Raw genomic sequence first — 26023 nt, forward strand, 5'->3', positions numbered from 1 at the left:
TTTCAGTGGGCCTGCACGGTGGCCCAGTCGATCAGATCGAACTGCCAGGTGGCGAGGATCAGCAGACCAAAAACGATGCGGTACCAGGCGAACACCGCATAGCTGTGGTTGGCGATGAACTTGAGCAACGCGCGCACGGCGATCATGGCGAAGACGAAGGACACCACAAAGCCCAGGGCGAACACCGGCAGATCACCGGGCTGGAACAGCTCGCGGTACTTGTAGCCGGAATAGACCGCCGCACCGACCATGGTCGGCATGGCCAGGAAGAAGGAAAACTCGGTAGCGGCGCGGCGCGACAGGCCAAACAGCAGGCCACCGATGATGGTCGAGGCCGAGCGCGAGGTGCCGGGAATCATCGCCAGGCACTGGGCGCAGCCGATCTTCAGGGCTTCCCTCCAGGTCATGTCGTCGACTTCCTCGACCGTCACCTCATGCTGGCGCTGCTCGGCCCACAGCATTACGACCCCGCCCACTACCAAGGCCACAGCAACGGTGATGGGGTTGAACAGGTAATGGTGGATCTGGTCGGAAAAGGCCACTCCCAGCACCACCGCCGGCATGAAGGCAATCAGCAGATTGAGGGTGAACCGCTGCGCCTGTGCCTGCCGAGGCACATTGAAGGCAACGGTGAGGATCTTGCGGCGATACTCCCAGACCACCGCGAGGATGGCGCCGAGCTGGATGATGATGTTGAAGGCCTTGGCCCGGTCGCCATCGAAGCCGATCAGGTCGGCGACGATGATCTGATGGCCGGTGCTGGAAATCGGCAGGAACTCCGTCAGCCCCTCGACCACGCCAAGAATCAGTACCTGCAGAGCAGTCCATAAATCCATGAAAAACCTCTCGGCACGCCAGGGTTGGCGGGCCACAACTCGATTGGGCACCTGAAGCGTCAGGTGAAAAAGGCACGGCATCCTACCAGAGCAGCGACCTGCTCGCCGCCCGGGCCGGCAGCTAATTGCACAGCTTCCAGGCTGATGGTTCGCTGCCGACAGAGGCACCCCCTACCAGAGCGGCGCCCAACGCCCATGAACAGCCTGCCGATCAACCAGCGCCAGCGGCATCCAGCCCCTGTGTCAGGGGCTGACAAGCCGCGGCACGCTCAAGCGCGAAGAGGCCGCGTAACCCGCCAGGGGGCTGATCCGCAGCCAAGTGATCCACACCACGCCGGGTAGGCGCGCCCGAGCGGAGACAGCCTGAGGCAGATTGCCAGCTCTCCGGGTAATCTCACGGGCTTGAATGCTTTAGTCGCCAGTGCCACTCTGCAACAGTCGCATGTGCTTGACGATATCAATCACACTGTCACTCCCGGCTGCCCCCTTGGCTCATGAAAGTGCCCTGGCCGCCGATCAATCCAGTGAGACCCGCCAGCACCTGGGCCACCCGGCAAGGCAACGCAACCCGTTGCTGGACCAATTTCGTGTATGAGGGGCTGAATGAGCAGCATGGAACACCAGGAAGTCGACCTGAGCCGGCCACAGAACCAGGACCTGATCTGGGATCTGGACAGCATCGCCCGCCGCGAGCTGGCCGAACGCTTCATCAAGCTGTTCGAGAACCGCCTGTGCGTCTATTCCGAGTCGGTACGCCAGCTCTACACCAACTACAACCTGCACTTCCCCAGTGACCAGGGGCGCAAGATGGTGGTGCTACCCAACCCCTACGCCTTCCACGACACCCTGCACGGCATCGAGATCGCCGCCGTGCGCCAGACCGGGCTGTGCGTACTGCCGGGCGTGGTGCTGGGCAAGCCGGGGCTGCTGCTGACCACGCAGATGAAGAATGGTGGCCCGGCGCCCAAGACCATGCCGTTCAAGCAGGCCCTGGCGCAGATCATCAGTAACCAGAAGAAGATTGGCGACGTGTTCCTGCCGATCATGATGAAAGGGGATCTGCGCGAGTTCGACCAGCAGATGCCCTACATCCACCTGCACCGCCTGCAGGTACAGCGGCTCACCCGTCTGTCGACCTTCGAGCGCGACGATATCCAGCAAACCATCACCCGCAAGCTGCTGGCGCTCTATCGCCAGGCCGACAGCCTGGACTGCTGAAAGTCAGCCCAGCAGCACACTGCCCCAGGCCAGCAATAGGCTGCCGCAGACAATCAGCGTCAGCGGCCAGCGCAGGGCCGGATACCAGCGCGGCGCCAGGCCCAGGCTCACGGCCCGCAAATCGGCCAGATAGAGCGCGCCAAAGCACAGCAACAACAGGGGCAACGCCAGGCCGTACGGCAGATTGCCGGCAATCGCCAGCCAGCCCAGCAGGGGCGGAATCACCGAAAGCCCCAGCTGCAGACGTGCAGCAGTTTCCTGCTGCTCCGCACGCATGGCCAACCCCCAATGAATGGCGCCCATGAAGGCCAGGATCACGGCGGCATAATCGAGCAAGGCCTCCAGGGTCTGTTCCCGATTCGTTCGCGAACCGCGTTGCTGCGCAAAATCGCGCCAGGCTAGGCGCGGGACGCAGGCAATGGTCATTCCCTTGGCAAGTCCCGCAACGACGCATGGCGCGATTTTGCGCGCAACCCGCAGGGACGGGCCCATTTTTGCGCGGAACGTCGTTACTCGACGGCTCATTTGGACGACCAAACCTCGCGTCTCGCGCCTAGCTCCGCGCAAAAACGGGCTCCGTCGCGGCCGTGAACGAATCGGGAACAGACCCTAGACCCACGGGCGCCATCCCAGGGGTATGAGCCACACCCCCAAGGCGCCGGAAATGAACGGCAGCAAACCGGCATAACCCAGCAGCCGGGCCAGCAGCGGCGGCTGGCTGGCGTTGAAATCGTGCATGTCTTGCTCCTTGTATGATTTAGCAGACATCAGACTGACAAGTTTGGAATGGCTACTTGCCATCCAGCCACCGGATTGGCATAAACGTACCCCATAACAAAATCGCCACACGGATGTTGAAGTATGCGAATCCTGCGCCGTGCCCTGTACCTGGTCGTGCTGCTCGCCCTGCTCGCTGGCGCCGTGGTGCTCTACTACATCGCCAAGCCCAATTTGCCGCCGTTCAGCCCGCCCAGCCAGGTGCATTACCTCGGCCAATGGGATGAGAAAGCGCGCCAGACCTACTACTACACACCGCAAGGCACCCAGGTCAAAGGCCTGCGCTATGACTGGTTCACCGCGCTGGAGCTGCCCTTCTCCACCGACAAGTTCGCCACCCCCGACTACCTGGCCCGCTTCGGTTTCCTCACCGATCCGCAGCAGCAGGCCAGTGCGCTCAACCCCGGCAACCTGCCGGTCGGCTTCGCCCGCCACCAGGACGTGGAAAGTGGCGCGCAGTTCCTCGATATCACCTGCTCCGCCTGCCACACCGGCGAATTGCGCTACCAGGGCCAGGCCATCCGCATTGATGGCGGCGCCGCCCTGCACTCGCTGGCCTCCACAGTCCCCACCCTCAAGGGCGGCAGCTTCGGTCAGGCGCTGGGCATGAGCATGGCGTTTACCTATTACAACCCGATCAAGTTCAAGCGCTTCGCCAAGACGGTGCTGGGCGACAACTACGACCAGGGCAAAAAACAGCTGCGCACGGACTTCAAGGTGGTCCTCGACCGTCTGCTCGGCACCGCGATGAACGACTGGGACCGCGGCCTCTACCCCACCGAGGAAGGCTTCGGCCGTACCGATGCCTTCGGCCGCATCGCCAACAGTGTGTTCGGTGATGCCATCGACGCCAGCAACTACCGGGTGGCCAACGCCCCGGTCAGCTACCCGCAGGTGTGGGATATCTGGAAGTTCGACTGGGTACAGTGGAACGGCTCGGCCATGCAGCCGATGGCGCGCAATATCGGCGAGGCCCTGGGCGTCGGGGCCACCCTGCACCTGTTCGACGAGAATGGCGGACAACTGAGCGAGGCCGAACGCTATCCCTCCAGCGTGCGCCTGCGTGACCTCTACACCCTGGAAGAAACCCTCAAGCAGCTGAAACCACCGGTTTGGCCGGAAGCAGTGCTGGGCAAGGTCGATGTCGGGCTGGCCAGCCAGGGTCGCGCCCTGTTCAGCGAGAACTGCGCCTACTGCCATGCGCCCGATCCCAAGCCGCGTGACGAGCGCCTGGCCGCCGCGCGCGATCCGGAATGGCGCATGCGCATCGTGCCGACACGGATCATCGGCACCGATCCGACCACCGCCGACAACATCGCCGACCACCGCTTCGATATCAGCAAGCTGGGCTGGAAGAAGGAAGAACTGGCCAAGCTGGACGTCAAACTGTTCGGCGCCAGCCTCGACGAGGTCGACTTCGCCAGCATCTCCAGCGCCAAGGGCCTGGCCTACATCACCGCCTATGTGGAAAACCGCGCTTACCAGGATGCCGGCATTCAGCCGCGTGAGCGCTGGCGCATGGACGGCTACGGCCTGGCCATCGGCGTGCAGGAGAAGCGCGGCTACAAGGCGCGCCCGTTAAACGGTATCTGGGCCACTCCGCCCTTCCTGCACAACGGCTCGGTACCCAACCTGTTTCAGCTGCTCTCGCCCGTGGTCGAACGTGACAAGCAATTCTGGGTCGGCAACTTCGAGTACGACCCCAAGCGCGCCGGTTTCCTCACCGGTAAGTTCGATGGCGGCTTCCTGTTTGACACCCGTATCACCGGCAACAGCAACCGCGGCCACGAATTCCGCGACGGCTGCCGGGTCGACGGGGTGATTGGCCGCGCGCTGGCCCCGGAGGAACGCTGGGCGCTGATCGAATACCTCAAGGTCATGGGTGATCCGGCGCTGGAAGGCCAGCTCAAGCCCGTCGAAGCAAAAGCCTGGACCCCTGGCCCCAGCTGCCAGATCTGACAAGGATATCCACCATGCTCAAGCGTTTCTGGCTGTGGCTCGGCCGCCTGCTCGGCAAGCTGCTACTCACCCTGCTCCTGCTCGGCCTGCTGGGCTGGGCTATCGGTGCGCTGTATTACGGCTGGAAGTTTTCCGGCCCGGTGTCGACAGAGGAGCAGATCCCGGCCGATGAGGCCGCCCTCACCCAGGGCATCATCGAAGACGCCATCAGCGTGGTCGAGCAGCACCGCGACAACACCCGCGTGCTGCGCGACGCCCATGCCAAGGCCCACGGCTGCGTGAAAGCCGAAGTCAGCGTGCTGCCGACCCTGGATGCGAGCCTGCGCCAAGGTGTGCTCAGCGAGCCGGGCAAAACCTGGCAAGCCTGGATGCGTCTGTCCAACGGCAACGCCTACCCGCAGTTCGACCGCGCCCGCGATGCCCGCGGCATGGCCATCAAGCTGCTCGACGTGCCGGGTGACAAACTGCTCAGCAGCCCTGCCACCGCTGGCAACCAGGACTTCGTGATGTTCAACCATCCGGTGTTCTTCGTCCGCGATGTGGCCGAGTACAAACAGAACTTCGCCGCCCAGGCCAGCGGCCAGAAAGTCCTCGCCTTTTTCCCCAGCTGGGACCCGCGCAGCTGGGAAATCCGCCACCTGATCATCGCCCTGAAAACCCTCAGCCCAGCACCGGAAAGCCCGGTGGCCACCACCTACAACTCCATCGCGCCGTTCAAGCTCGGCCCACACAACATCAAGTATCGGGTCATCCCCGACCCGGCCAGCTGCCCGTCCTACGAACTACCGGAGCAGAACGCCGACCTGCCCAACTTCCTGCGCAGCGCCCTGTACCAGCAGCTGTCGCTGGATCGAGTGCCGGCCTGTTTCGCCCTGCAGGTGCAGCGGCAGAACCCCGAGCACTACATGCCGATCGAAGACCCCAGCGTGGAATGGAGCGAAGCCATCTCGCCCTTCGAGACCGTGGCAACCATCAAGGTGCCGGCCCAGGACTTCGATAGCCGCGAGCAGAACCTGCTCTGCGACAACCTATCGTTCAACCCCTGGCACGCCCTGCCCGAGCATCGGCCGATTGGCGGCATCAACCGCCTGCGCAAGGCCGTGTATGAAGCGGTCAGCGTGTACCGCCACCAGCGCAACGCCGCGCCACAGGCGCACTGAAACAAGCAGGCCGCCCTCGGGCGGCCTTGTGCCGTTGTAGCCCGGATGCAATCCGGGAACAGAGTTGCCTGCTTCCCCGGATTGAATCCGGGCTACGGCTAGAAACGGTCGAGATCGATGACCGCAAAGCTGGCCACCGTGTCGTGGCCGCGCAGCTCGCCCCCCTCGCGGGCTAGGCCAATGGTCTGCAGGCCGGCCTGCTGGGCGGCATCCAGTTCCTCGACGATATCGGAGAGAAACAGAATCTCCTCGGCTGGCAGGCCGATGCTCTCGACGATACGCCGGTAGGAGTCCGCCTCGCGTTTGGGCCCGCTGGTGGTATCGAAATAGCCGCTGAACAGCGGGGTCAGGTCGCCCGCCTCGGAACAGCCGAAAATCAGCTGCTGCGCCTGAATCGAGCCGGACGAGTAGACATACAACCCATAGCCCTCGGCCTTCCAGCGCTTGAGCGCCTCCACCGCATCCGGGTAGACATGCCCCTTGAGCTGCCCGGCCTGGTAGCCTTCGGCCCAGATCATCCCCTGCAGCGCCTTGAGCGGCGTGGCCTTGCGGTCTTCGGCGATCCAGCCAAGCAGAATCTCGATGACGCGGATCAGGTCGGCATCCGCCTCGCCGCTTTGCGCCCGTACCGCGTCCAGTTGCTCGATCAGCAGCGGCTCATCGGCGTGGTTCAGCACGAAATCCGGCAGATGCCGCGCGGCATAGGGAAACAGCACGTCGAAGACGAAGCTCACCGAACTGGTGGTGCCTTCAATATCGGTGAGGATGGCTTTGATCGGCATGGGGGCTCCAGTTGAGTTTCCCTCTCCCCGGCCCCTCTCCCGCAAGCGGGCGAGGGGAGACAAGCGGCTCGGTGCGCTCAGGCTGGCTTACGCTCCGCCGGCAGCTCCGCAGCAGTCCCCTCTCCCATTTATGGGAGAGGCTAGGGAGAGGGTTAAGTGATCAGTCTTCCAAACGCGGGAAGCGGCTGGCGATCTCGTCGCCGGTGAAGTTGGCCACCCAGCCCTCGGGATTGTTGAACAGGCGAATCGCCACGAAGTGCGGGAACTCGCCCATGTCGAACCAGTGGCGCGTGCCGGCCGGCACCGAGATCAGGTCATTCTTCTCGCACAGCACGGCGTAGACGTAGTCATCGATATGCAGGCTGAACAGACCACGCCCGGCGACGAAGAAGCGCACCTCGTCCTCGCCATGCTGATGCTCGTCGAGGAACTTGGCGCGCAGTTCGTCCTTCTGCGGGTGATCCTTGTTCAGGCTGACCACGTCGACGGTGACATAGCCCTGCTCGCGCATCAGTTGGTCGATCTGCGGGCGATAGGCGGCAATCACCTCGTCCTGGCTGGCGCCCGGCTGGATCTTCGCGGCGGCCTGCCAGCGCTCGAAGCGCACGCCGACTGCGCCCAGGGTGCTGGCGATGTCTTCCAGGTGGGTCAGCATCTTGTTCGGCACGTCCGGGCTGGACTGGTGGTAGACGGTAAGGCTGCTCATGGCAATGTCCTCTGCGGGATGCTTAGCGCTGCAAGGCGCGAACTTTCAGCTCGCACTCAAACAGGAATTCGAAGGCTTCGATCTGGCGCAGGGCGTCGCTCATCTGCGCGCCCCAGGTGTACAGGCCGTGGCCGCGGATCAGGTAGCCGACGCAATCCGGGTGCTCATCGAGCCAGAGCTGCACCTCCGACGCCAGGCGAGCGATGTCCTGGTCGTTGGCGAAGATCGGCACCTCGACCTGACACTCGTGGGTGCTGACGCCGGCGAAGGCCTTCTGCAGTTCGTAATCGGCGAACAGCAGCGAATCGGCCAGGGTCAGGCGCGACAGCACCGTGGCGTTGACCGAATGGGTATGCAGCACCGCGCCGATCTGCGGCTGCCAGCGGTACAGCTGGGTGTGCAGCAGCGTCTCGGCCGAAGGCTTCTTGCCCGGCTCCAGGCTGTTGCCGTCGAGGTCGGTGGCCAGCACGTCGTCCGGGCCGAGCTGGCCCTTGTGCTTGCCGGAGACGGTGAGCAGCGCCTGCTCAGCGCTCAGGCGCGCCGAATAGTTGCTGCTGGTGGCCGGCGACCAGCCGCGGCCGTAGAGAAAACGCCCGGCCTCGATGATCTGCTCGGCGAGTTGTTCGCGGTTCATGCCTGCTCCTCGCGCAATCGGGTGGCAATGATAAGGGTCGCGGCCAGCGCGACCAAGCTGGCGATGGCAAAGGTCCAGGCCGGCCCCAGGCTGTTCCAGCTATAGCCGGAATACAACGCCCCCAGCGCCCCGCCAATACCGGCCATGGCCGCATACAACGCCTGGCCCTGGCCCTGCTGGTTGGCGCCGAAACTGCGCTGGACGAAGTGGATCGCGGCAGCATGGAAGCTGCCGAAGGTGGCGGCATGCATCAGCTGGGCGAACAGCAGCACGGCTAGGTGATCGGCCAGGTTGCCCAGCAGCAACCAGCGCAGCGCCGCCAGGGCAAAACTGGCCGCCAGTACCTGGCGCAAGGAGAAACGCGCGAGGATGCGGGTCATGAACAGGAACAGCACGATCTCCGCCACCACGCCCAGGGCCCACAGCAGCCCGATCACCCCGCGGCTGTAGCCAAGCGACTCCAGATGGATACTGAGGAAGGTGTAATACGGCCCGTGGGACATCTGCATCAGCCCCACGCACAGGTAGAAGGCCAGCACACCCGGCCGCCGCAGCTGGGCCAAGAAACCGCCCTCGCCGCCCGCACTGTTGTTTGCCTGCGGCGTGGCGTTAGGCACCCAGAAGCTGCTCAGGGCGATACCGGCGATGATCAGCAGCAGCGTCCAGGGGTAGATCGCCAGGCTGTAGACCTCGAACAGCTTGCCCAGGCCAACCACGTTGAGGATGAAGCCGATTGAGCCCCACAGGCGGATCTGCGAATAGCGCGCCGTCTGCTCCTGCAGGTGAGCCAGGGTGATGACCTCGAACTGCGGCAGCACCGCGTGCCAGAAGAAGGCGTGCAGAGCCATCACCAGAGCCAGCCAGGCATAGCTCTGGTCGACGAAGATCAGGCTCAGGCTGAGCAGCGTGCAGACCGCGCCGAAGCGCACGATGCGCAGACGCTGGCCACTGCGATCACCGAGCCAACCCCACAGGTTGGGTGCCACGCAGCGCATCAACATGGGGATGGCCACCAGCTCACCGATGCGCGCCGGGCTGAAGCCGAGGAAGTCGAAATACAACGCCAGGAAGGGTGCCGTGGCACCCAGCAGGGCGAAGTAGAACAGGTAGAAGCCGGACAGGCGCCAGTACGGCAGCGCGGCTGTCGTCACAGTTGGCCGAGTACCGGTGTATTGACCTTCACGCCGGTATTCTGCGCGCGGTGGCGCAGCAGGTGGTCGAGCAGGACGATGGCCATCATCGCCTCGGCGATCGGCGTGGCACGGATGCCCACGCAAGGGTCATGGCGACCCTTGGTGATTACTTCCACCGGGTTGCCGTCGACATCGATGGAGCGGCCCGGGGTGGTGATGCTGGAGGTTGGCTTGAGCGCCAGGTGGGCGACGATCGGCTGGCCGGAGGAAATACCGCCGAGGATGCCGCCAGCGTTGTTCGACAGGAAACCTTCCGGGGTCAGCTCGTCACGGTGCTCGGTGCCGCGCTGGGCCACCGAGGCGAAGCCGGCGCCGATTTCCACGCCCTTGACCGCGTTGATGCTCATCAGCGCGTGGGCCAGTTCGGCGTCCAGGCGGTCGAAAATCGGCTCGCCGAGGCCTGGCATCACGCCTTCGGCGACCACGGTGATCTTTGCCCCGACCGAGTCCTGGTCGCGGCGCAGCTGGTCCATGTAGGCCTCCAGCTCCGGCACCTTGTCCGGGTCGGGGCTGAAGAAGGCATTCTGCTCGACGCTGTCCCAGGTCTTGAACGGGATCTCGATCGGGCCGAGCTGGCTCATGTAGCCCCGCACGCGGATACCGAAAGCGGCCAGCACCTTCTTGGCAATGGCGCCGGCGGCGACGCGCATGGCGGTCTCGCGCGCCGAGCTGCGGCCGCCGCCACGGTAGTCGCGGATGCCGTACTTGTGGTGGTAGGTGTAGTCGGCGTGGGCCGGGCGGAACAGGTCCTTGATCGCCGAGTAGTCCTTGGACTTCTGGTCGGTGTTGCGAATCAGCAGGCCGATGGCGCAACCGGTGGTCTTGCCCTCGAAGACGCCGGCGAGAATTTCGACTTCGTCGTCTTCCTGGCGCTGGGTGGTGTGGCGGCTGGTGCCCGGTTTGCGTCGGTCCAGGTCGCGCTGCATGTCTTCCAGGGACAGCTCGATGCCCGGCGGGCAACCGTCGACGATGGCGACCAGCGCCGGACCATGGCTTTCGCCTGCGGTGGTGACGGTGAACAGCTTGCCGTAGGTATTGCCGGACATGCAGAAAGCTCCGCGAGGGCCTGAACGAGGGGGCACCAGTATACCCGCGGTGCCCGGTCAGTTCACCTGCGAAGCGCCACTAGCAAACTGCCAGCCTCCAGATTGCGCAGAAACAGTCGATAATTCGCATACCAGTGCCCCGCCCGCCTGGCCCAAGGACGCCCGCCATGACCGATACCGACGCCCAGCAACCCGCAGATGAAGTGCCCGCCGCGCCGCAGCCGCATCCCTGGCAGGACCTGCCGGCCGAACAATTGCGCCTGCTGCGCCTGGCCCCGCTGCCGACCGATCGGCATACCGGCGCGCGGCCGCTGCGTTTCGTTCAGCTCGGCCGCACCGAACGCCACAGCCCGGAGCAGAGCTTGCTGCGCCTGAGCATCGACCTGCCGGGGCAACGCGTGCGGCGCGAGCAGAATGTGCTGGAAATCTGGGCCGACCACCGCAGCCGCGAAGTGCGCTTCGGCGCCGACAAGGGCCTGCAGATCGAACCGGTCAATCGCGGCATCGGCCGTTTCCTGATGGCCCAGGGCATTCTCTGGGCCCGTCAGCGCTGGCCCAACTATCAGGTCGAGGGCGGTGCCCTGGCGGTCAAGGACATCCTCAGCGACGACGCCCGCCTGCGCCGCGACCACTTCCTGCGCGCCCTGGGGTTCGAGGTCGAGTACCAGGACCTGCTGCAGCTGAAGGCCACCTACGGGGCAAAAAGCGTCAGCGCCCTGGTGGGCGAGTGGAATCGCGAACGTTTGCAGCAGGTGGAGCCGCTCGAAGCCGGGGCCATGCTGCAGCAAGCCGACCAGAGCCTGCACGAGCAGGAGGTGAAGATCGGCAAGCTGGAACGCAAGATCGAACTGCTCAAGCGCGAAGACAGCAGCCTGCGCTTCACCATCGGCTGCCTGGTGACCCTGGCGCTGTTCCAGGCCGGGCTGCTGATCTGGATCGCTACCCGCTAAGCGAGCACTCATGTAGGAGCGAGCTCTGCTCTCGAAATTGGCAGAGCAACAGCTTCGCGAGCAGAGCTCGCTCCTACAAAACGCTTAGCCGGTAGCCCGGATGCAATCCGGGAATATTGGCCCGACGGGATGCAGGCTCCCGGATTTCATCCGGGCTACACCGGCTCAGCCGTTCAGCCGCGAGCGGAACAGCTCCTGATGCTCGCGGCACTGCTTGGCCGCCAGCAGGAACACGCCGTGGCCACCCTGTTCGAACTCCAGCCAGGTGAAGTCAACCTCCGGGTACAGCGCCTCGACATGCACCTGGCTGTTGCCCACCTCGATGATCAGGGTGCCCTGCTCGCTCAGGTGATCGGCGGCCTCGGCCAGCATGCGTCGCACCAGGTCCAGGCCATCGTCGCCGCAGGCCAGGCCCAGCTCAGGTTCGTGCTGGTACTCGGCCGGCATGTCGGCGAAATCTTCGGCATCGACATAGGGCGGGTTGGACACGATCAGGTCGAAACGCTGGCCCGGTAGCCCGGCGAAACCATCGCCCTGCACGGTGTACACGCGCTCGTCCAGTTCATGTCGCTCGATGTTCTGGTTGGCCACTTCGAGGGCCTCGAAGGACAGGTCGGCCAGCACCACTTCGGCCTCGGGGAAGGCAAAGGCGCAGGCGATGCCGATGCAACCGGAGCCGGTACACAGATCGAGGATGCGCGCCGGCTCGGCCGGCAGCCAGGGCGCGAAGTGCTGGCCGATCAGCTCGGCAATCGGCGAGCGCGGCACCAGCACACGCTCGTCGACGATAAAGGGCAGGCCACAGAACCAGGCTTCACCCAGCAGGTAAGCCGTCGGTACGCGCTCTTCGATACGCCGTTTCAGCAGCGCCAGCAGGTGCTCCTGCTCATCCTCTTCGAGGCGGCAGTCGAGGTAGGCATCGGCGATTTCCCATGGCAGGTGCAAGGCGCCGAGTACCAGCTGGCGCGCCTCATCCCAGGCATTGTCGGTGCCATGGCCGAAGAACAGCTGCTCGTCATGAAAACGGCTGACAGCCCAGCGAATGTGGTCGCGCACGGTGCGCAGGCGGGATTGGGACACGGGACAAACCTCCAGAACGGGTGGGCGATTCTAGCCGCAAGTGCAAGCAAATTGCCCCGGCGAATCGGCGCGTTGTGCTGCAAAGGTTCACAGATGGCTCTGGCAAGCAGAGAATAGAGCCACAGCCACATCAGGAGCCTGCGTCATGTCCGATCCCAAAACCCTGTTCCAGTTGACTGGTCGTGGTTATGCACCCGCCACCCTGGGCAAGGCCACCCTGCTGATCATCGACGCGCAGGAAGAGTATCGCAGCGGTGTCTTGCAGCTGCCGGACGTGGACGCTGCCGTGGCGGAAATCACCACCCTGCTGCAGGCCGCCCGCCGCCTCGGCACCCCCGTCGTGCATGTGCGTCACCTCGGCATCCCCGGTGGCCTGCTCGACCCCCAAGGCCCGCGTGGTCACTTCCTCGCCGGCCTGGAGCCGGAAGGCGGCGAAGCGGTGATCGAGAAGCGCCTGCCCAATGCCTTCGCCGGCACCGACCTGCACGAGCGCCTGCAGCAACTCGGCCACCTCGACCTGATCGTCTGCGGCTTCATGACCCACTCCAGCATCAGCACCACTGTGCGTGCGGCCAAGGACTACGGCTACCGCTGCACCCTGGTAGACAGCGCCTGTGCCACCCGCGACCTGCCCTATGCCGGTGAACTGATCGGCGCCCGCCAGTTGCACCGCATGGAGATGGCGGCCCTGGCCGATAACTACGCGATTGTGGTGCCCCAGGCCCACGCGCTGATCTGAGAACCTGTCTACGCTCTGCTGCGCGTCGGCCATACCGCGTTAAAACTGACCTCGGGATGCTCATTTACAAATCGTAAACTCCGCTCCCTCGGCCAGTTTTGCCTTGTCTGTCTCTAGCTCGCGAGAGCGTAAACAGGTTCTGACCCGCTACTCAGCAGCCTCACGGCTGCACCCCGCGAACGGAACCCTGGCAGCCAGGGCCGGTCATAGCGCCGATAGCCCATGAGGAAATCGGGATGAAGTTGTCTGAAGGTTTTGATGCTCGCCGCCTGCGCCCGCGCGGCCCCGGTGGCTTGCGCTGGCGTCTCGGTGCCATGTTCGCGGCGTTGTTGGCCAGTCTGGGTGTCCTGCTGACGCTGGCCGGGGCATCCACCTTGCTTGGCCGCCCGGCAGCGCTAGGCGCGCTGAATGACAGCATCGGCGCCGCCATCACCCTGCTGCTCGGCGGCCTGTTGCTGCTGTGGCTCGGCGTGAGTTTGTGGCGCCGCTGCCGCCGACAGATGCGCCAGCGTTACAGCAATGAACTGAGCCTGTCGCCACGCCTGCTGAAAAAGCGCGGCTGATCCCGGTAAACTGGCCTCCTGTGTGGAGGCACTATGCAAGACGACGACTTATCTCTATTCCAATCCGCCGTGCGGGGCGTCAAACCGATCAGCCATGACCGCGCCGATACCGGCAAAGCCAAGGCTGACCGCCAACGCCTGAACATCTTGCGCCAGGCCGCCACGCTGAAGACCGACAGCGTCACGGTCGATGGCCTGTCCGACCTGTTCGTCATCGACGTCGGCGCCGAGGACGAGCTGTACTGGGCCCGTGACGGTGTGCAGGACAGCCAGCTGCGCAAGCTCAAGGCCGGCCAGGTGCCTTTCGAAGGCAGCCTCGACCTGCATGGCATGAGCGTGGAAAAAGCCCGCGAAATCCTCTGGGACTTCTTTGCCGAAGCGGCCAAGATGGAAGTGCGCTGCGTGCGCGTGACCCACGGCAAGGCCGCGCGCAAAGATGGCAAGCGCCCGCTGATCAAGAGCCACGTCAACACCTGGCTGCGTCAGCACCAGCAGGTGCTCGGTTTCACCTCTTGCCTGCCCAAACATGGTGGCGCCGGTGCAGTCTATGTGCTGCTCAAGCGCACCATGATGGATGGCCGCGACGAGTAGCCAGGCCCGTCGATCTGGCGCAATGCGCCCTTGCCAGTCCGGCAGCTGCGCCCTACCCTGCGCCTCTGCGATTTTTTGACTCCACAGGAAGACCCATGTCCCTGGAACAGCAATACACCGCCATCCTCGGCCAGCTCGGCGAGGACGTGTCCCGCGAAGGACTGCTCGACACGCCAAAACGTGCCGCCAAAGCCATGCAGTACCTCTGCAAGGGCTACCAGCAGACCCTCGAAGAAGTCACCAACGGCGCCCTGTTCAGCTCCGACAACAGCGAAATGGTGCTGGTAAAGAACATCGAGCTGTACTCGCTGTGCGAGCACCATCTGCTGCCGTTCATCGGCAAGGCCCATGTGGCCTACATTCCCAGCGGCAAGGTACTGGGCCTGTCCAAGGTCGCGCGGATCGTCGACATGTACGCCCGCCGCCTGCAGATCCAGGAAAACCTCAGCCGGCAGATCGCCGAGGCGATCCAGCAGGTTACCGGCGCCCTCGGCGTGGCGGTGGTCATCGAAGCGCAGCACATGTGCATGATGATGCGCGGCGTGGAGAAGCAGAACTCGTCGATGGTCACCTCGGTGATGCTCGGCGAGTTTCGCGAAAACGCCGCCACCCGCAGCGAGTTCCTCAGCCTGATCGGCTGATTGCCGCTGCAACAGAAAACCGGCCTCCAGGGCCGGTTTTTTATGGCGAGCTAATCGATATCCGGTACAGCCAAGCCCGAGCAAGTCGGGTACCCTGCCGCCCCTTTCAGACACTCCTACAGGAATGACCGGCGATGCTTATCAAGGCACTGCGGATCGGCCTCGGCCAGATCATCATCTTCATCGATTTCATCACCCGTCCGCGCAAACTCAAGCGCAGCGCAGAAGCCCAGGCCCAGGTCGAACGCGAAGCCGCCGGCCTGGCGCTGTATCAGTTCCATGCCTGCCCGTTCTGCGTGAAGACTCGGCGCAACCTGCACCGCCTGAACGTGCCGGTAGCGCTGCGTGATGCGAAGAACGACGCCACTCACCGCCAAGAGCTGCTGGAGCAAGGCGGCAAGATCCAGGTGCCGTGTCTGCGTATCGAGGAACAGGGCGGGAGCCGCTGGCTGTATGAATCCAAGGCCATCAGCGCCTATCTGAACGAGCGTTTCGCCGCGCAGTAAGCCTGTGGGGCAAGACGCAATCGCCCTGCCCCCAGCCCACTGTCAGCCGAGCATGCTCACATGCTTGGGATGGCTGGCCACGCGCGCGAGCCAGGCCTGCACCGCCGGATAGGCGCGGAGGTCGAAGCCACCCTCGTTGGCCACGTGGGTATAGGCGTACAGGGCGATGTCGGCGATGGTGTACTGCTCGCCGACCAGGTAGGGCGTACGGCTGAGCTGCTGCTCCATCACCTTGAGCGCCTTGTGGCCGCGCACCATGCACACCTTGAGTTCTTCCTCGCGTTCGGCCGGGCGCCCCTGGTACAGGTGGATGAAGCGCGCCACCGCCACGTAGGGCTCATGGCTGTACTGCTCGAAGAACTGCCATTGCAGCATCTGCGTGCGCAGGCGCGGCTCGCTGGGGATGAACTCGCTGCCATCGGCGAGGAAGTTGAGGATGGCATTCGACTCCCACAGGTAGGTGCCGTCTTCCAGTTCCAGCACCGGGATCTTGCCGTTGGGGTTCTTGGCCAAAAACTCGGCAGTCTGCGTTTCACCCTTGAGGATGTCGATCGGCAGCCACTCGCACTCGCGGCCGAGCAGGTGCAGCATCAGTTTGATCTTGTAGCAGTTGCCAGAACGGTAATCACCGTAGACCTTGAGCATGCTATTTACTCCCTTGCGCTTCGCGCACCACCGCCGCCAGGCGACGCAGGCCTTCGCCCAGACGCTCCGGCTCGACGTGGCTGAAGTTCAAGCGCAGGTGACCGGGGTTGGCATCCGGCTCGACGAAGAACGGCTCGCCCGGCATGAACGCCACGTTTTGCGCCATCGCCGGCTGCAGCAGGGTGCGGGTATCCAGCTTGTCCTTCAGGGTCAGCCAGAAGAATAGGCCACCCTGAGGAATCTCCCAGGTTGCCAAGTCACCGAAGTGTTCCTGCAGCGCCACCTGCATGGCGTCGCGACGCACACGGTAGAAGTCGCGCAGCTCGGCCAGGTGCGCGCGGTATTTGTCGCTGCCCAGCCACTGCAGCGCCTGCCACTGGCCGATACGGTTGGTGTGCAGGTCAGCGGACTGTTTCAGGCGCAACAGATGCGGGAACAGGTCCGGGGTAGCGATCAGGTAACCCACGCGCAGACCCGGCAGCAGAGTCTTGGAGACGGTGCCGGTGTAGATCCAGCTGGTGCGCTTGAGGCGGCTGACGATCGGCGTGGCGCTGCCGGCATCGAAGACCAGCTCGCGGTACGGCTCATCCTCGATCAGTGTGACGTTGAACTCGTCGAGCAACGCCGCCACCGCATCGCGCTTGGCTTCGCTGTAACGCACGGCGGACGGATTCTGGAAGGTCGGAATGAGGTAGGCGAAAGCCGGCTTGTGGTTCTGCAGGCGCTGGCGCAGAGCCTCCAGCTCGGGGCCGTCGGCTTCCTGGGGCACGGTGATGCAGTCGGCGCCGAACAGCTGAAAGGACTGCAGCGCGGCCAGGTAGGTTGGCGCTTCCACCAGGATTTCGGTACCCGGATCGATGAACAGCTTACTGGCCAGGTCGAGGGTCTGCTGCGAACCGCAGACGATCAGCACCTGGCTGGCCTCGCACGGTACGCCGAGCAGGCGCGCTTCGGCGGCAATCCGCTCGCGCAGTTCCGGCTCGCCTTCGCTCATGCCGTACTGGCCCATGCTGACCGGCATGTCGTTCCAATCCACCTTGGGCAGCATCGCCTCGGCCGGCAGGCCGCCAGCGAAGGACATCACCTCCGGACGCTGCGCCGCAGCAAGGATTTCGCGGATCAGGGAGCTTTTCAGGCGGGCAACACGTTCGGAGAAGGCCATGACAAATCACCGGTAGCAAAGGCAGGACAAATTGGGTCAAACTGATTGACCGAAACTACGCCGACTCGGACAGATACGTCAATATGCTTGACCTGAAAAAGCCGACCAGCCAGCAGGCCGCCATGGAAGCCTTCTTCTTCGGCTACCAGGCCTTCACCGCCAAACCGGACGAAATGCTCGCCCGCCGGGGTCTGTCGCGGGTTCACCATCGCATTCTGTTCTTCATCGCCCGCTACCCGGGGCTGAGCATGAAACAGCTGCTCGGCTATCTGGGCGTGAGCAAGCAGGCGCTGAACATTCCGCTGCGCCAGTTGCTGGAAATGAATCTGGTGGAAAGCCTGGCGGCGCCGGACGACAAGCGCAAACGCCTGCTGGCGCTGACCGACGATGGCGCCAAGCTGGAGCAGGCGCTGCGCCGCGAGCAGGTGAAACTGCTCGAGCGCATGCTCGCAGAAGCCGGCGCGGATGCAGTGAGCAGCTGGTTGGCGGTCAACCAGCGGCTCGGCAACACCCGCCAGGTGCTGCTCGGCGAAGACTGATCAGCCCTGGGCCGGCTGCCCGCGCAACTCCTCGGCGCCGCGGAAGAACACCAGCATCATGCACAGCGTGGCGCCCACCAGCGGCACAACCGCCAGCACCATCAGCAGGATGGTGGCCAGCAAACCGCCACCGACGATTTCCATCCAGGCCATCACGCGGAACACCGGATAGACGTCCTTGACCTGCAACAGCCTGATCCCCAGCCACAGCGTCACCCCACCCAGCACGGCCAGCAAGCCGAAGTAGACGAACATCGGCCAGCCGAACTGAGCCAGCTCGGCATCGCCGAAAGCCAGGTCAAAACCCTCCAGCACCAGCATAAAGAACACCGAAAGCCACACCGGCAGGCTCAGGCGGCGGGCACTGAAGCGCTGCTCGGCAAAGCCTTTGAAGCGCAGCAGCAGGTACATGCCGAGCATGACGGTGACCAGCCCAAGGGCCACCACGCCCTGTTGCAGAAGGGCATCGGCTTGCTCGTCGACGACGAACACCAGCACCATGTCAACCAGGGACGCAAGCAGCGACACCAGGCATAGCCAACCAAGCACCTGCAGTTGCCCGGCACTCCAGCCCAGCAGTGGCTGAGGCGATTGCTGATCGACCAACGCCACCTGTGGCGCGGCATAAGGGTTGTTTTGTTCCATACGACTTCCTGTGTCTGCGATGAAAGGAACAGTACCGTGCAGTTTCGACTCTGGCGAAAACTGTATCGCTCAAAGCACGCGCTGCTGTACCGCGACGCTCAGCCTAACAGGGCATAGGCTGCCAGCAAGCCCGGAGTGTTGCCATGACCACTGAACTGTTGCTCGCCTTTATCGCCTTTGCCTTCGTCACCTCGGTTACCCCGGGGCCGAACAACATGATGCTGCTCGCCTCCGGGGTGAATTTCGGCGTGCGCCGCAGCCTGCCACACATGCTCGGCATCAGCCTGGGTTTCATGATCCTGGTGATCGCCGTGGGCCTGGGGCTTGGCCAATTGTTCGAGCAGTTCCCGCCGCTGTACAGCGCGCTGCGCTACGGTGGCGCGGCTTATCTGTTGTACCTGGCCTGGAAGATTGCCGGCGCCGGCGCACCGGATGCCGCCAGCGGCAACAGCAAGCCGTTTACCTTCCTGCAGGCCGCGGCCTTCCAGTGGGTCAACCCCAAGGCCTGGATCATGGCCATCGGCGCCATCACCACCTACACCCCGCATGAGGGCTTTCTGCTCAACGTGCTGCTGATCGCCGCCCTGTTCGCCCTAGTCAACTGCCCCAGCGTCGGCTTGTGGACCGTGGCCGGCAGCTTCCTGCGCCGCTGGCTGGAGGCGCCGCGCGTGCTGCGTGCTTTCAACATCGGCATGGCCTTGCTACTGGTGGCTTCGCTCTACCCTATCCTTAGCGATTTCCAAGGACCGCTCTGATGACCCAGGCCCAACCCCTGCCCTTGCGCCCGCTGGCAGACAGCTCGCCATCGGCAGTCGTCGCCGGCTTCGTCGCCATGCTCACCGGCTACACCAGCTCGCTGGTGCTGATGTTCCAGGCCGGCCAGGCGGCCGGCCTGAGTACTGCGCAGATCTCCTCCTGGCTGTGGGCCCTGTCGATCGGCATGGCGATCTGTACCATCGGCCTGTCGCTGCGCTACCGCGCACCGATCGTGGTGGCCTGGTCGACCCCCGGCGCGGCGCTGCTGATCACCAGCCTGCCGGGGGTAACGTACCCGGAAGCCATCGGCGCCTTTGTCGTCTGCGCCCTGCTGCTCAGCCTGCTGGGCCTGTCCGGCACCTTCGAGCGAGTCATGCGCCACCTGCCGGCCTCGTTGGCCGCGGCGCTGCTGGCCGGGATCCTGTTCCGCATCGGCAGCGAAATCTTTATCGCTGCGCAAAGCAACACCTTGCTGGTGCTGGCCATGTTTTTCACCTTTCTGCTCGGCAAGCGCCTGCTGCCGCGCTATGCCGTGCCGGCGGCGCTGCTGGTCGGCGCAAGCGTGGCCGGTGTGCTGGGTCTGCTGGATTTCAGCCAGTTCGAGTGGCAGGTGGCGGTTCCGGTGTGGACCACACCGAGCTTCTCCTTCAGCGCGGTGATCAGCATCGGCATTCCGCTGTTCGTGGTGGCGATGGCCTCGCAGAACATTCCCGGGATTGCCGTGCTGCGCGCCGATGGCTATGACGTACCGCCCTCGCCACTGATCTCCACCACCGGCATCGCCTCGCTGCTGCTGGCGCCGTTTGGCTCCCATGGCATCAACCTGGCGGCCATCAGTGCGGCGATCTGTACCGGCGCCGAAGCCCATGAGGATCGTCACAAGCGTTACACCGCGGCGCTCTGGTGCGGGGTGTTCTACGGCATCGCCGGGATTTTCGCTGCGACCCTGGCCGCGCTGTTCGCCGCGTTGCCGACAGCCCTGGTGCTGTCCATCGCCGCCCTGGCCCTGCTCGGTTCCATCGGCAATGGCCTGGCCCAGGCCATGCAGAACCCTGGCGAGCGTGACGCCGCGCTGATCACCTTCATGGTCACCGCCTCGGGCATGACTCTGCTCGGTATCGGCTCGGCCTTCTGGGGCCTGATCGGCGGCGCGCTGACCCTGCTGATCCTCAACTGGCGCAAGGTGTAGCCCGGATGTAATCCGGGATCGGAGTCGCCGGTCTCCCGGATTGCATCCGGGCTACGACGCACTTGCAGCACGAAAAAGCCCGGGCATGCCCGGGCTTTTTCTTGGCGCGACGTATCAGGCCGCCTCGGCTTCCTCGCTGGCCAGTTCCTTGCCGTGGGCGAAGTTGACCCACCAGCCGAAGGCTGCAGCGGTGAAGAACATGATGAAGCTGTAGATCGCCGCCGGAATGGCCATGGTGGCGTTGTTCAGCAGCATCGGACTGAGCGCCAGGGCGATCGCCAGGGTGCCGTTGTGGATGCCGATTTCCATGCCGATGGCCACCGCCTGGCGGCGTGGCAGCTTCATCAGGCGCGGCACGCCGTAACCCACGGCGAGGCTGACCAGGTTGAACAGCAACGCCGCCAGACCAACCACCGGGGCGTAGTCCACCACCGTCTGCCAGTCCTTGATGAAGGCCAGCACCACCACCAGCACTAGGAACAGCGCGGAGATGATCTTCACCGGCTTCTCCATGGCGTTGGCGAAGCCGGGCGCCAGACGGCGAATCACCATGCCGATGGCCACCGGGCCGAGCACGATGGCGAACACCTGCACCACTTTGGCGAACTGCAGCGGGATGGCCTGATCGGCCTCCATGAAATACGCCAGCGACAGGTTGACGATAAACGGCATGGTCAGGATCGCGATCACCGAGTTGACGGCCGTCAGCGTCACGTTCAGCGCCACATCACCGTGGGCCAGATGGCTGTAAAGGTTGGCCGAGGTTCCGCCGGGCGAAGCCGCCAGCAGCATCAGGCCGACCGCCAGCGCCGGTGCCAGGCCGAAGCCCTTGGCAATCAGGAAGCACAGCAGCGGCAACAGCAGCAGCTGGCAACCCAGGCCGATCAGTACCGGTTTGGGAAACTTCACCACCCGGGCGAAGTCCGCCAGGGTCAGCGACAAGCCCAGTCCGAGCATAATGATGCCCAGGGCTATGGGGAGAAATGCGGTGAGCAAGGGTGATGCGGTCATTCTTGTTGTTCTCCGAAACGAGTCGGCCGATTCTTCACGACTACCAACAACCTTGTAACTGGCTTTGCGCGCCAAGGGGCGGTATTGCTGTTACAGAATGCAAAAAAGGCGCCTTGCGGCGCCTTCAGGTTCAGATCGCGGTAGCCCCGCCATCCACCGCCAACGAGTGGCCGGTGGTGAAGCCTGCCCCGTCACAGCAGAGGTAGAGCACCGCCGTGGCGATTTCCTCGACTCGCCCGATACGCCCAACCGGGTGCATGCCGGCGACGAACTCGGCTTTCTTCGGGTCAGCTTCGGCTGCACGGCGCCACATGTCGGTGTCGATCACCGCCGGGCACACGGCGTTGACGCGGATCTTCTTCTTGCCATATTCGACGGCAGCGGACTTGGTGAGACCGATTACCGCGTGCTTGGAGGCGGCATAGATGCTCATCTTCGGTGCGGCCCCGAGGCCGGCCACCGAGGCGGTGTTGACGATGGCACCACCACCCTGGGCCAGCAGCAGCGGGATCTGGTGCTTCATGCACAGCCATACGCCCTTGACGTTGACACCCATGATGGCGTCGTACTCGGCCTCGCTGCCCTCGGCCAGCTTGCCCTTCTCGATCTCGATGCCGGCGTTGTTGAAGGCGTAGTCCAGGCGGCCATAGGCGGCCAGGGTGCGCTCCATGAGCACCTTGACCTCGGCTTCGCGGGTCACGTCGCAGCGTACGAAGGCGGCATCACCACCGGCTTCGCGGATCAGCTGCACGGTGCCTTCGCCGCCGACCACGTCGACATCGGAAACCACCACCTGCAGGCCTTCGCCCGCAAAGGCCAGGGCGGTGGCACGGCCAATGCCGGCGGCACCACCGGTTACGAGAGCTACTTTGCCGGAAAAGGTCATGCTCATGTCTCTATCCTCGCAGGGAGTTGGGAATGAGCGCAGTCTAGCCAGCCACCCGCGTCACGAGCAGCACTATCAAGGTGCCGTGTAAAAGACTATCCATCCGAGTGATGAAAGCCAGGAGGCCTCCATCACCGAGATGGATTAATCCTGCAGTTAGTTGAGTTCGCCGACGATCTCGGCCAGGGCCTTGGCCGGGTTGCTGGCCTGGCTGATCGGGCGGCCGATCACCAGGTAGTCGGAACCGGCCTTGAGCGCATCGGCCGGGGTGAGGATGCGCCGTTGGTCATCGGCCGCACTGCCCGCCGGGCGAATGCCGGGGGTCACCAGTTGCAGGGCCGGCTGTGCAGCCTTGAGGGCCGGCGCTTCCTGGGCCGAGCAGACCAGACCGTCCATGCCCGCCTGGGCAGCCAGACCCGCCAGGCGCAGCACCTGCTCCTGCGGGGCGATGTCCAGGCCGATGCCGGCCAGGTCGTCCTGCTCCATGCTGGTCAGCACGGTCACGCCGATCAGCAGCGGCTTGGCGCCGCTGAGTTTGTCCAGCTCGTTGCGGCAGGCCGCCATCATGCGCAGGCCACCGGAGCAGTGCACGTTGACCATCCATACGCCCAGCTCGGCGGCGGCCTTGACCGCCATCGCCGTGGTGTTGGGGATGTCGTGGAATTTCAGGTCGAGGAACACCTCGAAGCCCTTGGCCTGCAAGGTCTCGACCACCGCCGGGCCGCTGCGGGTGAACAGCTCCTTGCCCACCTTGACCCGGCACAGCGTGGGATCGAGCTGATCGGCGAGGGCCAGCGCGGCGTCACGGGAAGGAAAGTCGAGGGCAACGATGATCGGGGTCTGGCAGGACATGGCGGGCTCACAGGCAGGTCGAAAACGCCGCGCATTGTAGCGAAAGCCGCCGCCGGCGTCAGAACTGGCGCCCGGTGGGCTGCTAAGCGGCCGCGCCAGGGCCGTCATGCACCCGGCCAGTGCTTGGGTACCGGCAGAAGCCTCGGGAGTCGGCGTGCTCCCGCCACACGCAGGCACCACAGGCCACCTGCCCCGTTACGCCCCAGTCCTGGTTGACGCCCACCCGTTTGCCCGCAACCTGGCATTCACCGCAGCAATGCTTCCGCACCGGCGTGACGCCGTTAAACTGTGCGCCTTCCCCACGACCAGGCAGCAGTCATGGCCCGTCTCCAGCTCGATTTCTCCCAGCAGCCCTTCTGCTACAGCACCCACATGACCGTGCGCAGCACCGACATCAATGCCAGCAATCACCTGGGCAACGATTCGATGATCTCGATGATTTCCGAAGCACGGGCGCGCTTTCTGTTCGATTTCGGCATCCGCGAAACGGCTGAGGACGACGGCATCATCGTCACCGACCTGGCCACCATGTACCGCGCCGAATCCCACGCCCGCGACCAGTTGCTGTTCGAAGTCGGCGTGATGGATTTCAACCGCTACGGCGGCGACATCATCTTCCGCATCACCCGCCCGGTCGACGGCACGCTGATCGCCCTGGCCAAATCCGGCTTCGTGTTCTTCGACTACCGCCTGGGCAAGGTCGCCGCCATGCCCGAGTCATTTCGCGGCAAGTTCCCCGCGGTCAACTGGCTGGACTGAGGCTGGCGCAGCGCTGGAGCAGGTTCTAGGGTTAATCACGGATTGCCCACCAGAGGCATCAGCCGAGGAGCCCAGACATGCGCATTCTCTTCCAACCCCTGCTGCTGGCCAGCCTGGCAGCACTGCCCATGGCCAGCCAGGCCGAGCCTTCCGTCGAGCGCGGCCGCTACCTGGTACAGGTATCCGGCTGCAACGATTGCCATACCTCCGGCTATATCATGGCGCCAGACCAGGTGCCGGAAAGCGCCTGGCTGCTGGGCGACAGCCTGGGCTGGAGCGGGCCCTGGGGCGTCACCTACGCCAGCAACCTGCGCCTGGTATTGCCCAAATTGACGGAAGAACAGTGGCTGCAACTGGCGCGCAACGCCAACTACCGCCCGCCCATGCCCAACCACGCGTTGCGCATCATGGAAGAAGACGATCTGCGCAGCATCCATCGCTTCGCCAAGCAACTCGGTGAAGCCGGCCAGCCGGCACCCGCCGCCTTGCCGCCCGGGCAGACGGCCCAAGGCCCGGTGGTGCAGTTTCCGCAACCGCCCACGCAACCCTGAGCGTCGCGCCCCAATACAGTGCGAAGAGCATCACTTGCGCACCGTATTGAACCGACCACCTCGAGCAACACGGCTGTACAGCCCGCGCAGCAGGCAAACAGGCACGTTGGCCCGGCTCTTGCTGTAGTACCGCCATGGCATCCAATGGCGGTTGCCCCAGATACGACAAAGGCGTCGCACTACCCCGCTAACTAGCGATCAGGTGGTGCGGCGCTTTTTGCGTTTCAGCCCCAACGCATGGGGTGGGTCGACGGGCCGCGATCCGGACGTCGATCGGTAACTCTCTCAATCTGGCTGCGGCTTCGGCCTCAGGGCTGGGCGTCACAAGCGCCCGGCTTCGCCCGGTGGCTGCCGGCGATGTGCCCACGATCACATCGACCGGCAGCCTACCGGGACTCTCATTTGCTGACGAGGTGTTGGATGAATACAAGTTTCTGGAAAGCCGGCCACACACCGACGCTGTTCGCCGCCTTCCTTTATTTCGATCTGAGCTTCATGGTCTGGTACGTGCTCGGCCCGATGGGCGTGCAGATTGCCACCGACCTGGGCCTGACCACCCAGCAACGCGCCATGATGGTGGCCACGCCGATTCTGGCGGGTGCCGTACTGCGCTTCCTGATGGGCCTGCTGGCCGACCGCACGTCGCCCAAGACCGCCGGCCTGATCGGCCAGGTGATTGTCATCGCCGCCCTCACGGTGGCCTGGCTGCACGGCGTGCATAGCTACGAGCAAGCACTGTTGCTCGGTCTGTTCCTCGGTTTCGCCGGTGCCTCCTTCGCCGTCGCCCTGCCGCTGGCCTCGCAGTGGTACCCGCCGCAGCACCAGGGCAAGGCCATGGGCATCGCCGGCGCCGGCAACTCCGGCACCGTGCTGGCCGCCCTCTTCGCCCCCGGCCTGGCCGCCATGTTCGGCTGGAGCAACGTGTTCGGCCTGGCGCTGATTCCGCTGGTGCTGGTGCTGATCATCTTCGCCATGGTGGCGCGCAACGCCCCGGAGCGGCCGCCGGTGAAATCCATGGCCGACTACCTCAAGGCCCTGGGTGACCGCGACAGCTGGTGGTTCATGTTCTTCTACAGCGTGACCTTCGGTGGTTTCCTCGGCCTGGCCAGCACCCTGCCCGGCTACTTCCATGACCAGTACGGCTTCGATCCGGTCAAGGCGGGTTACTACACCGCTGCCTGCGTGTTCGCCGGCAGCCTGATGCGCCCGCTCGGCGGCGCCCTGGCCGACCGCATCGGCGGCATCCGCTCGCTGCTGGTGATGTACACCTGCGCCTCGATCTGCATCGCCGCCGTCGGCTTCAACCTGCCCAGCTCGCTGGCCGCCCTGGCCCTGTTCGTGGTCGCCATGCTCAGCCTGGGTGCCGGCAACGGTGCGGTGTTCCAGCTGGTGCCGCAGCGCTTTCGCAAGGAAATCGGCGTGATGACCGGCTTGATCGGCATGGCCGGCGGCATCGGCGGTTTCTGCCTGACCGCCGGGCTCGGCGCCATCAAGCAGTCCACCGGCTCCTACCAGCTCGGCCTGTGGCTGTTCGCCAGCCTGGGCATCCTGGCCTGGGTCGGCCTGTACGGCGTCAAGCTGCGCTGGCGCACCACCTGGGGCAGCGCTGCAGTAACTGCCGCCCGCGTATAACCCTGTGTCCGGTGC

General features: G+C 64.5%; 30 protein-coding genes and 1 pseudogene. 16 read left to right on the forward strand and 15 right to left on the reverse strand.

The features are described from left to right. Positions 1 to 2 precede the first annotated feature (2 nt). Positions 3 to 836, reverse strand: a complete 834-nt coding sequence (locus HNE05_RS10695; protein ID WP_173206803.1) for an undecaprenyl-diphosphate phosphatase — start codon at positions 834 to 836, stop codon at positions 3 to 5. Between the two features lie 342 nt (positions 837 to 1178). Between HNE05_RS10695 and HNE05_RS20480 the strand changes: the two are divergent. Together HNE05_RS20480 and HNE05_RS10700 are read left to right on the forward strand one after the other, a co-directional pair. Next, positions 1179 to 1431: pseudogene (locus HNE05_RS20480) on the forward strand (methyl-accepting chemotaxis protein); the annotation flags it as partial. Positions 1432 to 1439: 8 nt separating this feature from the next. Then, positions 1440 to 2054: a hypothetical protein gene (locus HNE05_RS10700; protein WP_219637190.1), complete on the forward strand. Its 615-nt coding sequence runs from the start codon at positions 1440 to 1442 to the stop codon at positions 2052 to 2054. A 3-nt stretch (positions 2055 to 2057) separates the two neighbouring features. On the opposite strand, the gene HNE05_RS10705 is transcribed toward HNE05_RS10700, so the two are convergent. After that, positions 2058 to 2579, reverse strand: coding sequence for a DUF3429 domain-containing protein (locus HNE05_RS10705; RefSeq protein WP_240008748.1), 522 nt, complete (start codon positions 2577 to 2579; stop codon positions 2058 to 2060). Positions 2580 to 2663: 84 nt separating this feature from the next. Beyond that, a complete protein-coding gene (locus HNE05_RS20570) occupies positions 2664 to 2792 on the reverse strand; it encodes a hypothetical protein (RefSeq protein WP_275678355.1) in 129 nt (42 codons plus the stop codon). Positions 2793 to 2915: 123 nt separating this feature from the next. Here HNE05_RS20570 and HNE05_RS10715 point away from each other — a divergent pair, with 123 nt between their 5' ends. Next, a complete protein-coding gene (locus HNE05_RS10715) occupies positions 2916 to 4790 on the forward strand; it encodes a di-heme-cytochrome C peroxidase (protein WP_173206805.1) in 1875 nt (624 codons plus the stop codon). Positions 4791 to 4804: 14 nt separating this feature from the next. Beyond that, positions 4805 to 5950, forward strand: coding sequence for a catalase family protein (locus tag HNE05_RS10720; protein ID WP_173206807.1), 1146 nt, complete (start codon positions 4805 to 4807; stop codon positions 5948 to 5950). A gap of 98 nt (positions 5951 to 6048) precedes the next feature. On the opposite strand, the gene mtnC is transcribed toward HNE05_RS10720, so the two are convergent. From mtnC to aroC, 5 genes are all read right to left on the reverse strand, one after another. Continuing rightward, entirely contained in the window at positions 6049 to 6732 is a 684-nt protein-coding gene (gene mtnC, locus HNE05_RS10725; protein WP_173206809.1) for an acireductone synthase, read from the reverse strand. A gap of 160 nt (positions 6733 to 6892) precedes the next feature. Continuing rightward, on the reverse strand, positions 6893 to 7438 hold the full coding sequence (locus HNE05_RS10730; RefSeq protein ID WP_173206811.1) for a 1,2-dihydroxy-3-keto-5-methylthiopentene dioxygenase: 546 nt from the start codon (positions 7436 to 7438) through the stop codon (positions 6893 to 6895). 22 nt (positions 7439 to 7460) lie between these two features. After that, complete coding sequence (locus HNE05_RS10735) at positions 7461 to 8072, reverse strand: methylthioribulose 1-phosphate dehydratase (protein WP_173206813.1); 612 nt, start codon at positions 8070 to 8072, stop codon at positions 7461 to 7463. After that, positions 8069 to 9223, reverse strand: coding sequence for an MFS transporter (locus tag HNE05_RS10740; RefSeq protein WP_173206815.1), 1155 nt, complete (start codon positions 9221 to 9223; stop codon positions 8069 to 8071). Before HNE05_RS10740 ends, HNE05_RS10735 begins: the two co-directional genes overlap by 4 nt. Next, positions 9220 to 10311, reverse strand: a complete 1092-nt coding sequence (gene aroC, locus HNE05_RS10745; protein ID WP_173206817.1) for a chorismate synthase — start codon at positions 10309 to 10311, stop codon at positions 9220 to 9222. Before aroC ends, HNE05_RS10740 begins: the two co-directional genes overlap by 4 nt. Positions 10312 to 10478: 167 nt before the next feature. Between aroC and HNE05_RS10750 the strand changes: the two genes are divergently transcribed. After that, entirely contained in the window at positions 10479 to 11261 is a 783-nt protein-coding gene (locus HNE05_RS10750; protein WP_173206819.1) for a hypothetical protein, read from the forward strand. 165 nt (positions 11262 to 11426) lie between these two features. Here HNE05_RS10750 and prmB read toward each other — a convergent pair whose 3' ends face one another. Next, positions 11427 to 12341, reverse strand: a complete 915-nt coding sequence (gene prmB / locus HNE05_RS10755; RefSeq protein WP_173206822.1) for a 50S ribosomal protein L3 N(5)-glutamine methyltransferase — start codon at positions 12339 to 12341, stop codon at positions 11427 to 11429. Between the two features lie 145 nt (positions 12342 to 12486). On the opposite strand from prmB, the gene HNE05_RS10760 reads away from it, so the two are divergent. From HNE05_RS10760 to HNE05_RS10780, 5 genes are all read left to right on the forward strand, one after another. Continuing rightward, positions 12487 to 13080: a cysteine hydrolase family protein gene (locus HNE05_RS10760; protein ID WP_173206827.1), complete on the forward strand. Its 594-nt coding sequence runs from the start codon at positions 12487 to 12489 to the stop codon at positions 13078 to 13080. Between the two features lie 236 nt (positions 13081 to 13316). Next, complete coding sequence (locus HNE05_RS10765) at positions 13317 to 13643, forward strand: hypothetical protein (RefSeq protein ID WP_173206831.1); 327 nt, start codon at positions 13317 to 13319, stop codon at positions 13641 to 13643. Between the two features lie 33 nt (positions 13644 to 13676). Beyond that, on the forward strand, positions 13677 to 14234 hold the full coding sequence (locus tag HNE05_RS10770; RefSeq protein ID WP_173206834.1) for a Smr/MutS family protein: 558 nt from the start codon (positions 13677 to 13679) through the stop codon (positions 14232 to 14234). Between the two features lie 95 nt (positions 14235 to 14329). After that, entirely contained in the window at positions 14330 to 14875 is a 546-nt protein-coding gene (gene folE, locus HNE05_RS10775; RefSeq protein ID WP_173206837.1) for a GTP cyclohydrolase I FolE, read from the forward strand. A 134-nt stretch (positions 14876 to 15009) separates the two neighbouring features. After that, positions 15010 to 15381: a glutaredoxin family protein gene (locus HNE05_RS10780; protein WP_173206840.1), complete on the forward strand. Its 372-nt coding sequence runs from the start codon at positions 15010 to 15012 to the stop codon at positions 15379 to 15381. Positions 15382 to 15423: 42 nt separating this feature from the next. Here the strand turns inward: HNE05_RS10780 and HNE05_RS10785 are convergent, their stop codons facing one another. Then, positions 15424 to 16026: a glutathione S-transferase family protein gene (locus HNE05_RS10785; RefSeq protein WP_173206843.1), complete on the reverse strand. Its 603-nt coding sequence runs from the start codon at positions 16024 to 16026 to the stop codon at positions 15424 to 15426. A 1-nt stretch (position 16027) separates the two neighbouring features. Then, positions 16028 to 17188: an aminotransferase-like domain-containing protein gene (locus HNE05_RS10790; protein WP_173206846.1), complete on the reverse strand. Its 1161-nt coding sequence runs from the start codon at positions 17186 to 17188 to the stop codon at positions 16028 to 16030. Positions 17189 to 17271: 83 nt separating this feature from the next. Between HNE05_RS10790 and HNE05_RS10795 the strand changes: the two genes are divergently transcribed. Continuing rightward, positions 17272 to 17727 carry a MarR family winged helix-turn-helix transcriptional regulator gene (locus HNE05_RS10795; protein ID WP_173206849.1) on the forward strand — a complete coding sequence of 152 codons (456 nt, stop codon included), beginning with the start codon at positions 17272 to 17274 and terminating at the stop codon, positions 17725 to 17727. On the opposite strand, the gene HNE05_RS10800 is transcribed toward HNE05_RS10795, so the two are convergent. Beyond that, positions 17728 to 18372 (reverse strand): hypothetical protein, encoded by a 645-nt coding sequence (locus HNE05_RS10800; protein WP_173206852.1) that lies wholly within the window; start codon positions 18370 to 18372, stop codon positions 17728 to 17730. It lies immediately after the preceding gene. 143 nt (positions 18373 to 18515) lie between these two features. On the opposite strand from HNE05_RS10800, the gene HNE05_RS10805 reads away from it, so the two are divergent. Both HNE05_RS10805 and HNE05_RS10810 read left to right on the forward strand, forming a co-directional pair. Next, entirely contained in the window at positions 18516 to 19127 is a 612-nt protein-coding gene (locus HNE05_RS10805) for a LysE family translocator (protein WP_173206855.1), read from the forward strand. Further along, entirely contained in the window at positions 19127 to 20317 is a 1191-nt protein-coding gene (locus tag HNE05_RS10810) for a benzoate/H(+) symporter BenE family transporter (protein WP_173206858.1), read from the forward strand. The genes HNE05_RS10805 and HNE05_RS10810 overlap by 1 nt, the downstream gene beginning before the upstream one ends. 114 nt (positions 20318 to 20431) lie before the next feature. Here the strand turns inward: HNE05_RS10810 and HNE05_RS10815 are convergent, their stop codons facing one another. From HNE05_RS10815 to pyrF, 3 genes are all read right to left on the reverse strand, one after another. After that, positions 20432 to 21328, reverse strand: a complete 897-nt coding sequence (locus HNE05_RS10815) for a bile acid:sodium symporter family protein (RefSeq protein WP_173206861.1) — start codon at positions 21326 to 21328, stop codon at positions 20432 to 20434. Between the two features lie 130 nt (positions 21329 to 21458). Next, positions 21459 to 22220 carry an SDR family oxidoreductase gene (locus HNE05_RS10820; protein WP_173206864.1) on the reverse strand — a complete coding sequence of 254 codons (762 nt, stop codon included), beginning with the start codon at positions 22218 to 22220 and terminating at the stop codon, positions 21459 to 21461. Positions 22221 to 22370: 150 nt separating this feature from the next. Beyond that, positions 22371 to 23066 (reverse strand): orotidine-5'-phosphate decarboxylase, encoded by a 696-nt coding sequence (gene pyrF / locus HNE05_RS10825; protein ID WP_173206867.1) that lies wholly within the window; start codon positions 23064 to 23066, stop codon positions 22371 to 22373. 318 nt (positions 23067 to 23384) lie between these two features. Here pyrF and HNE05_RS10830 point away from each other — a divergent pair, with 318 nt between their 5' ends. From HNE05_RS10830 to HNE05_RS10840, 3 genes are all read left to right on the forward strand, one after another. Next, positions 23385 to 23825 (forward strand): thioesterase family protein, encoded by a 441-nt coding sequence (locus HNE05_RS10830; RefSeq protein WP_173206870.1) that lies wholly within the window; start codon positions 23385 to 23387, stop codon positions 23823 to 23825. 77 nt (positions 23826 to 23902) lie between these two features. After that, complete coding sequence (locus HNE05_RS10835) at positions 23903 to 24376, forward strand: cytochrome C (protein ID WP_173206873.1); 474 nt, start codon at positions 23903 to 23905, stop codon at positions 24374 to 24376. 420 nt (positions 24377 to 24796) lie between these two features. Continuing rightward, positions 24797 to 26008: a nitrate/nitrite transporter gene (locus tag HNE05_RS10840; RefSeq protein WP_173206876.1), complete on the forward strand. Its 1212-nt coding sequence runs from the start codon at positions 24797 to 24799 to the stop codon at positions 26006 to 26008. The last annotated feature ends 15 nt before the right edge of the window (positions 26009 to 26023 follow it).

It is taken from the genome of Pseudomonas campi (assembly GCF_013200955.2).
In the GTDB taxonomy this organism is placed as follows: Bacteria; Pseudomonadota; Gammaproteobacteria; order Pseudomonadales; family Pseudomonadaceae; genus Aquipseudomonas; species Aquipseudomonas campi.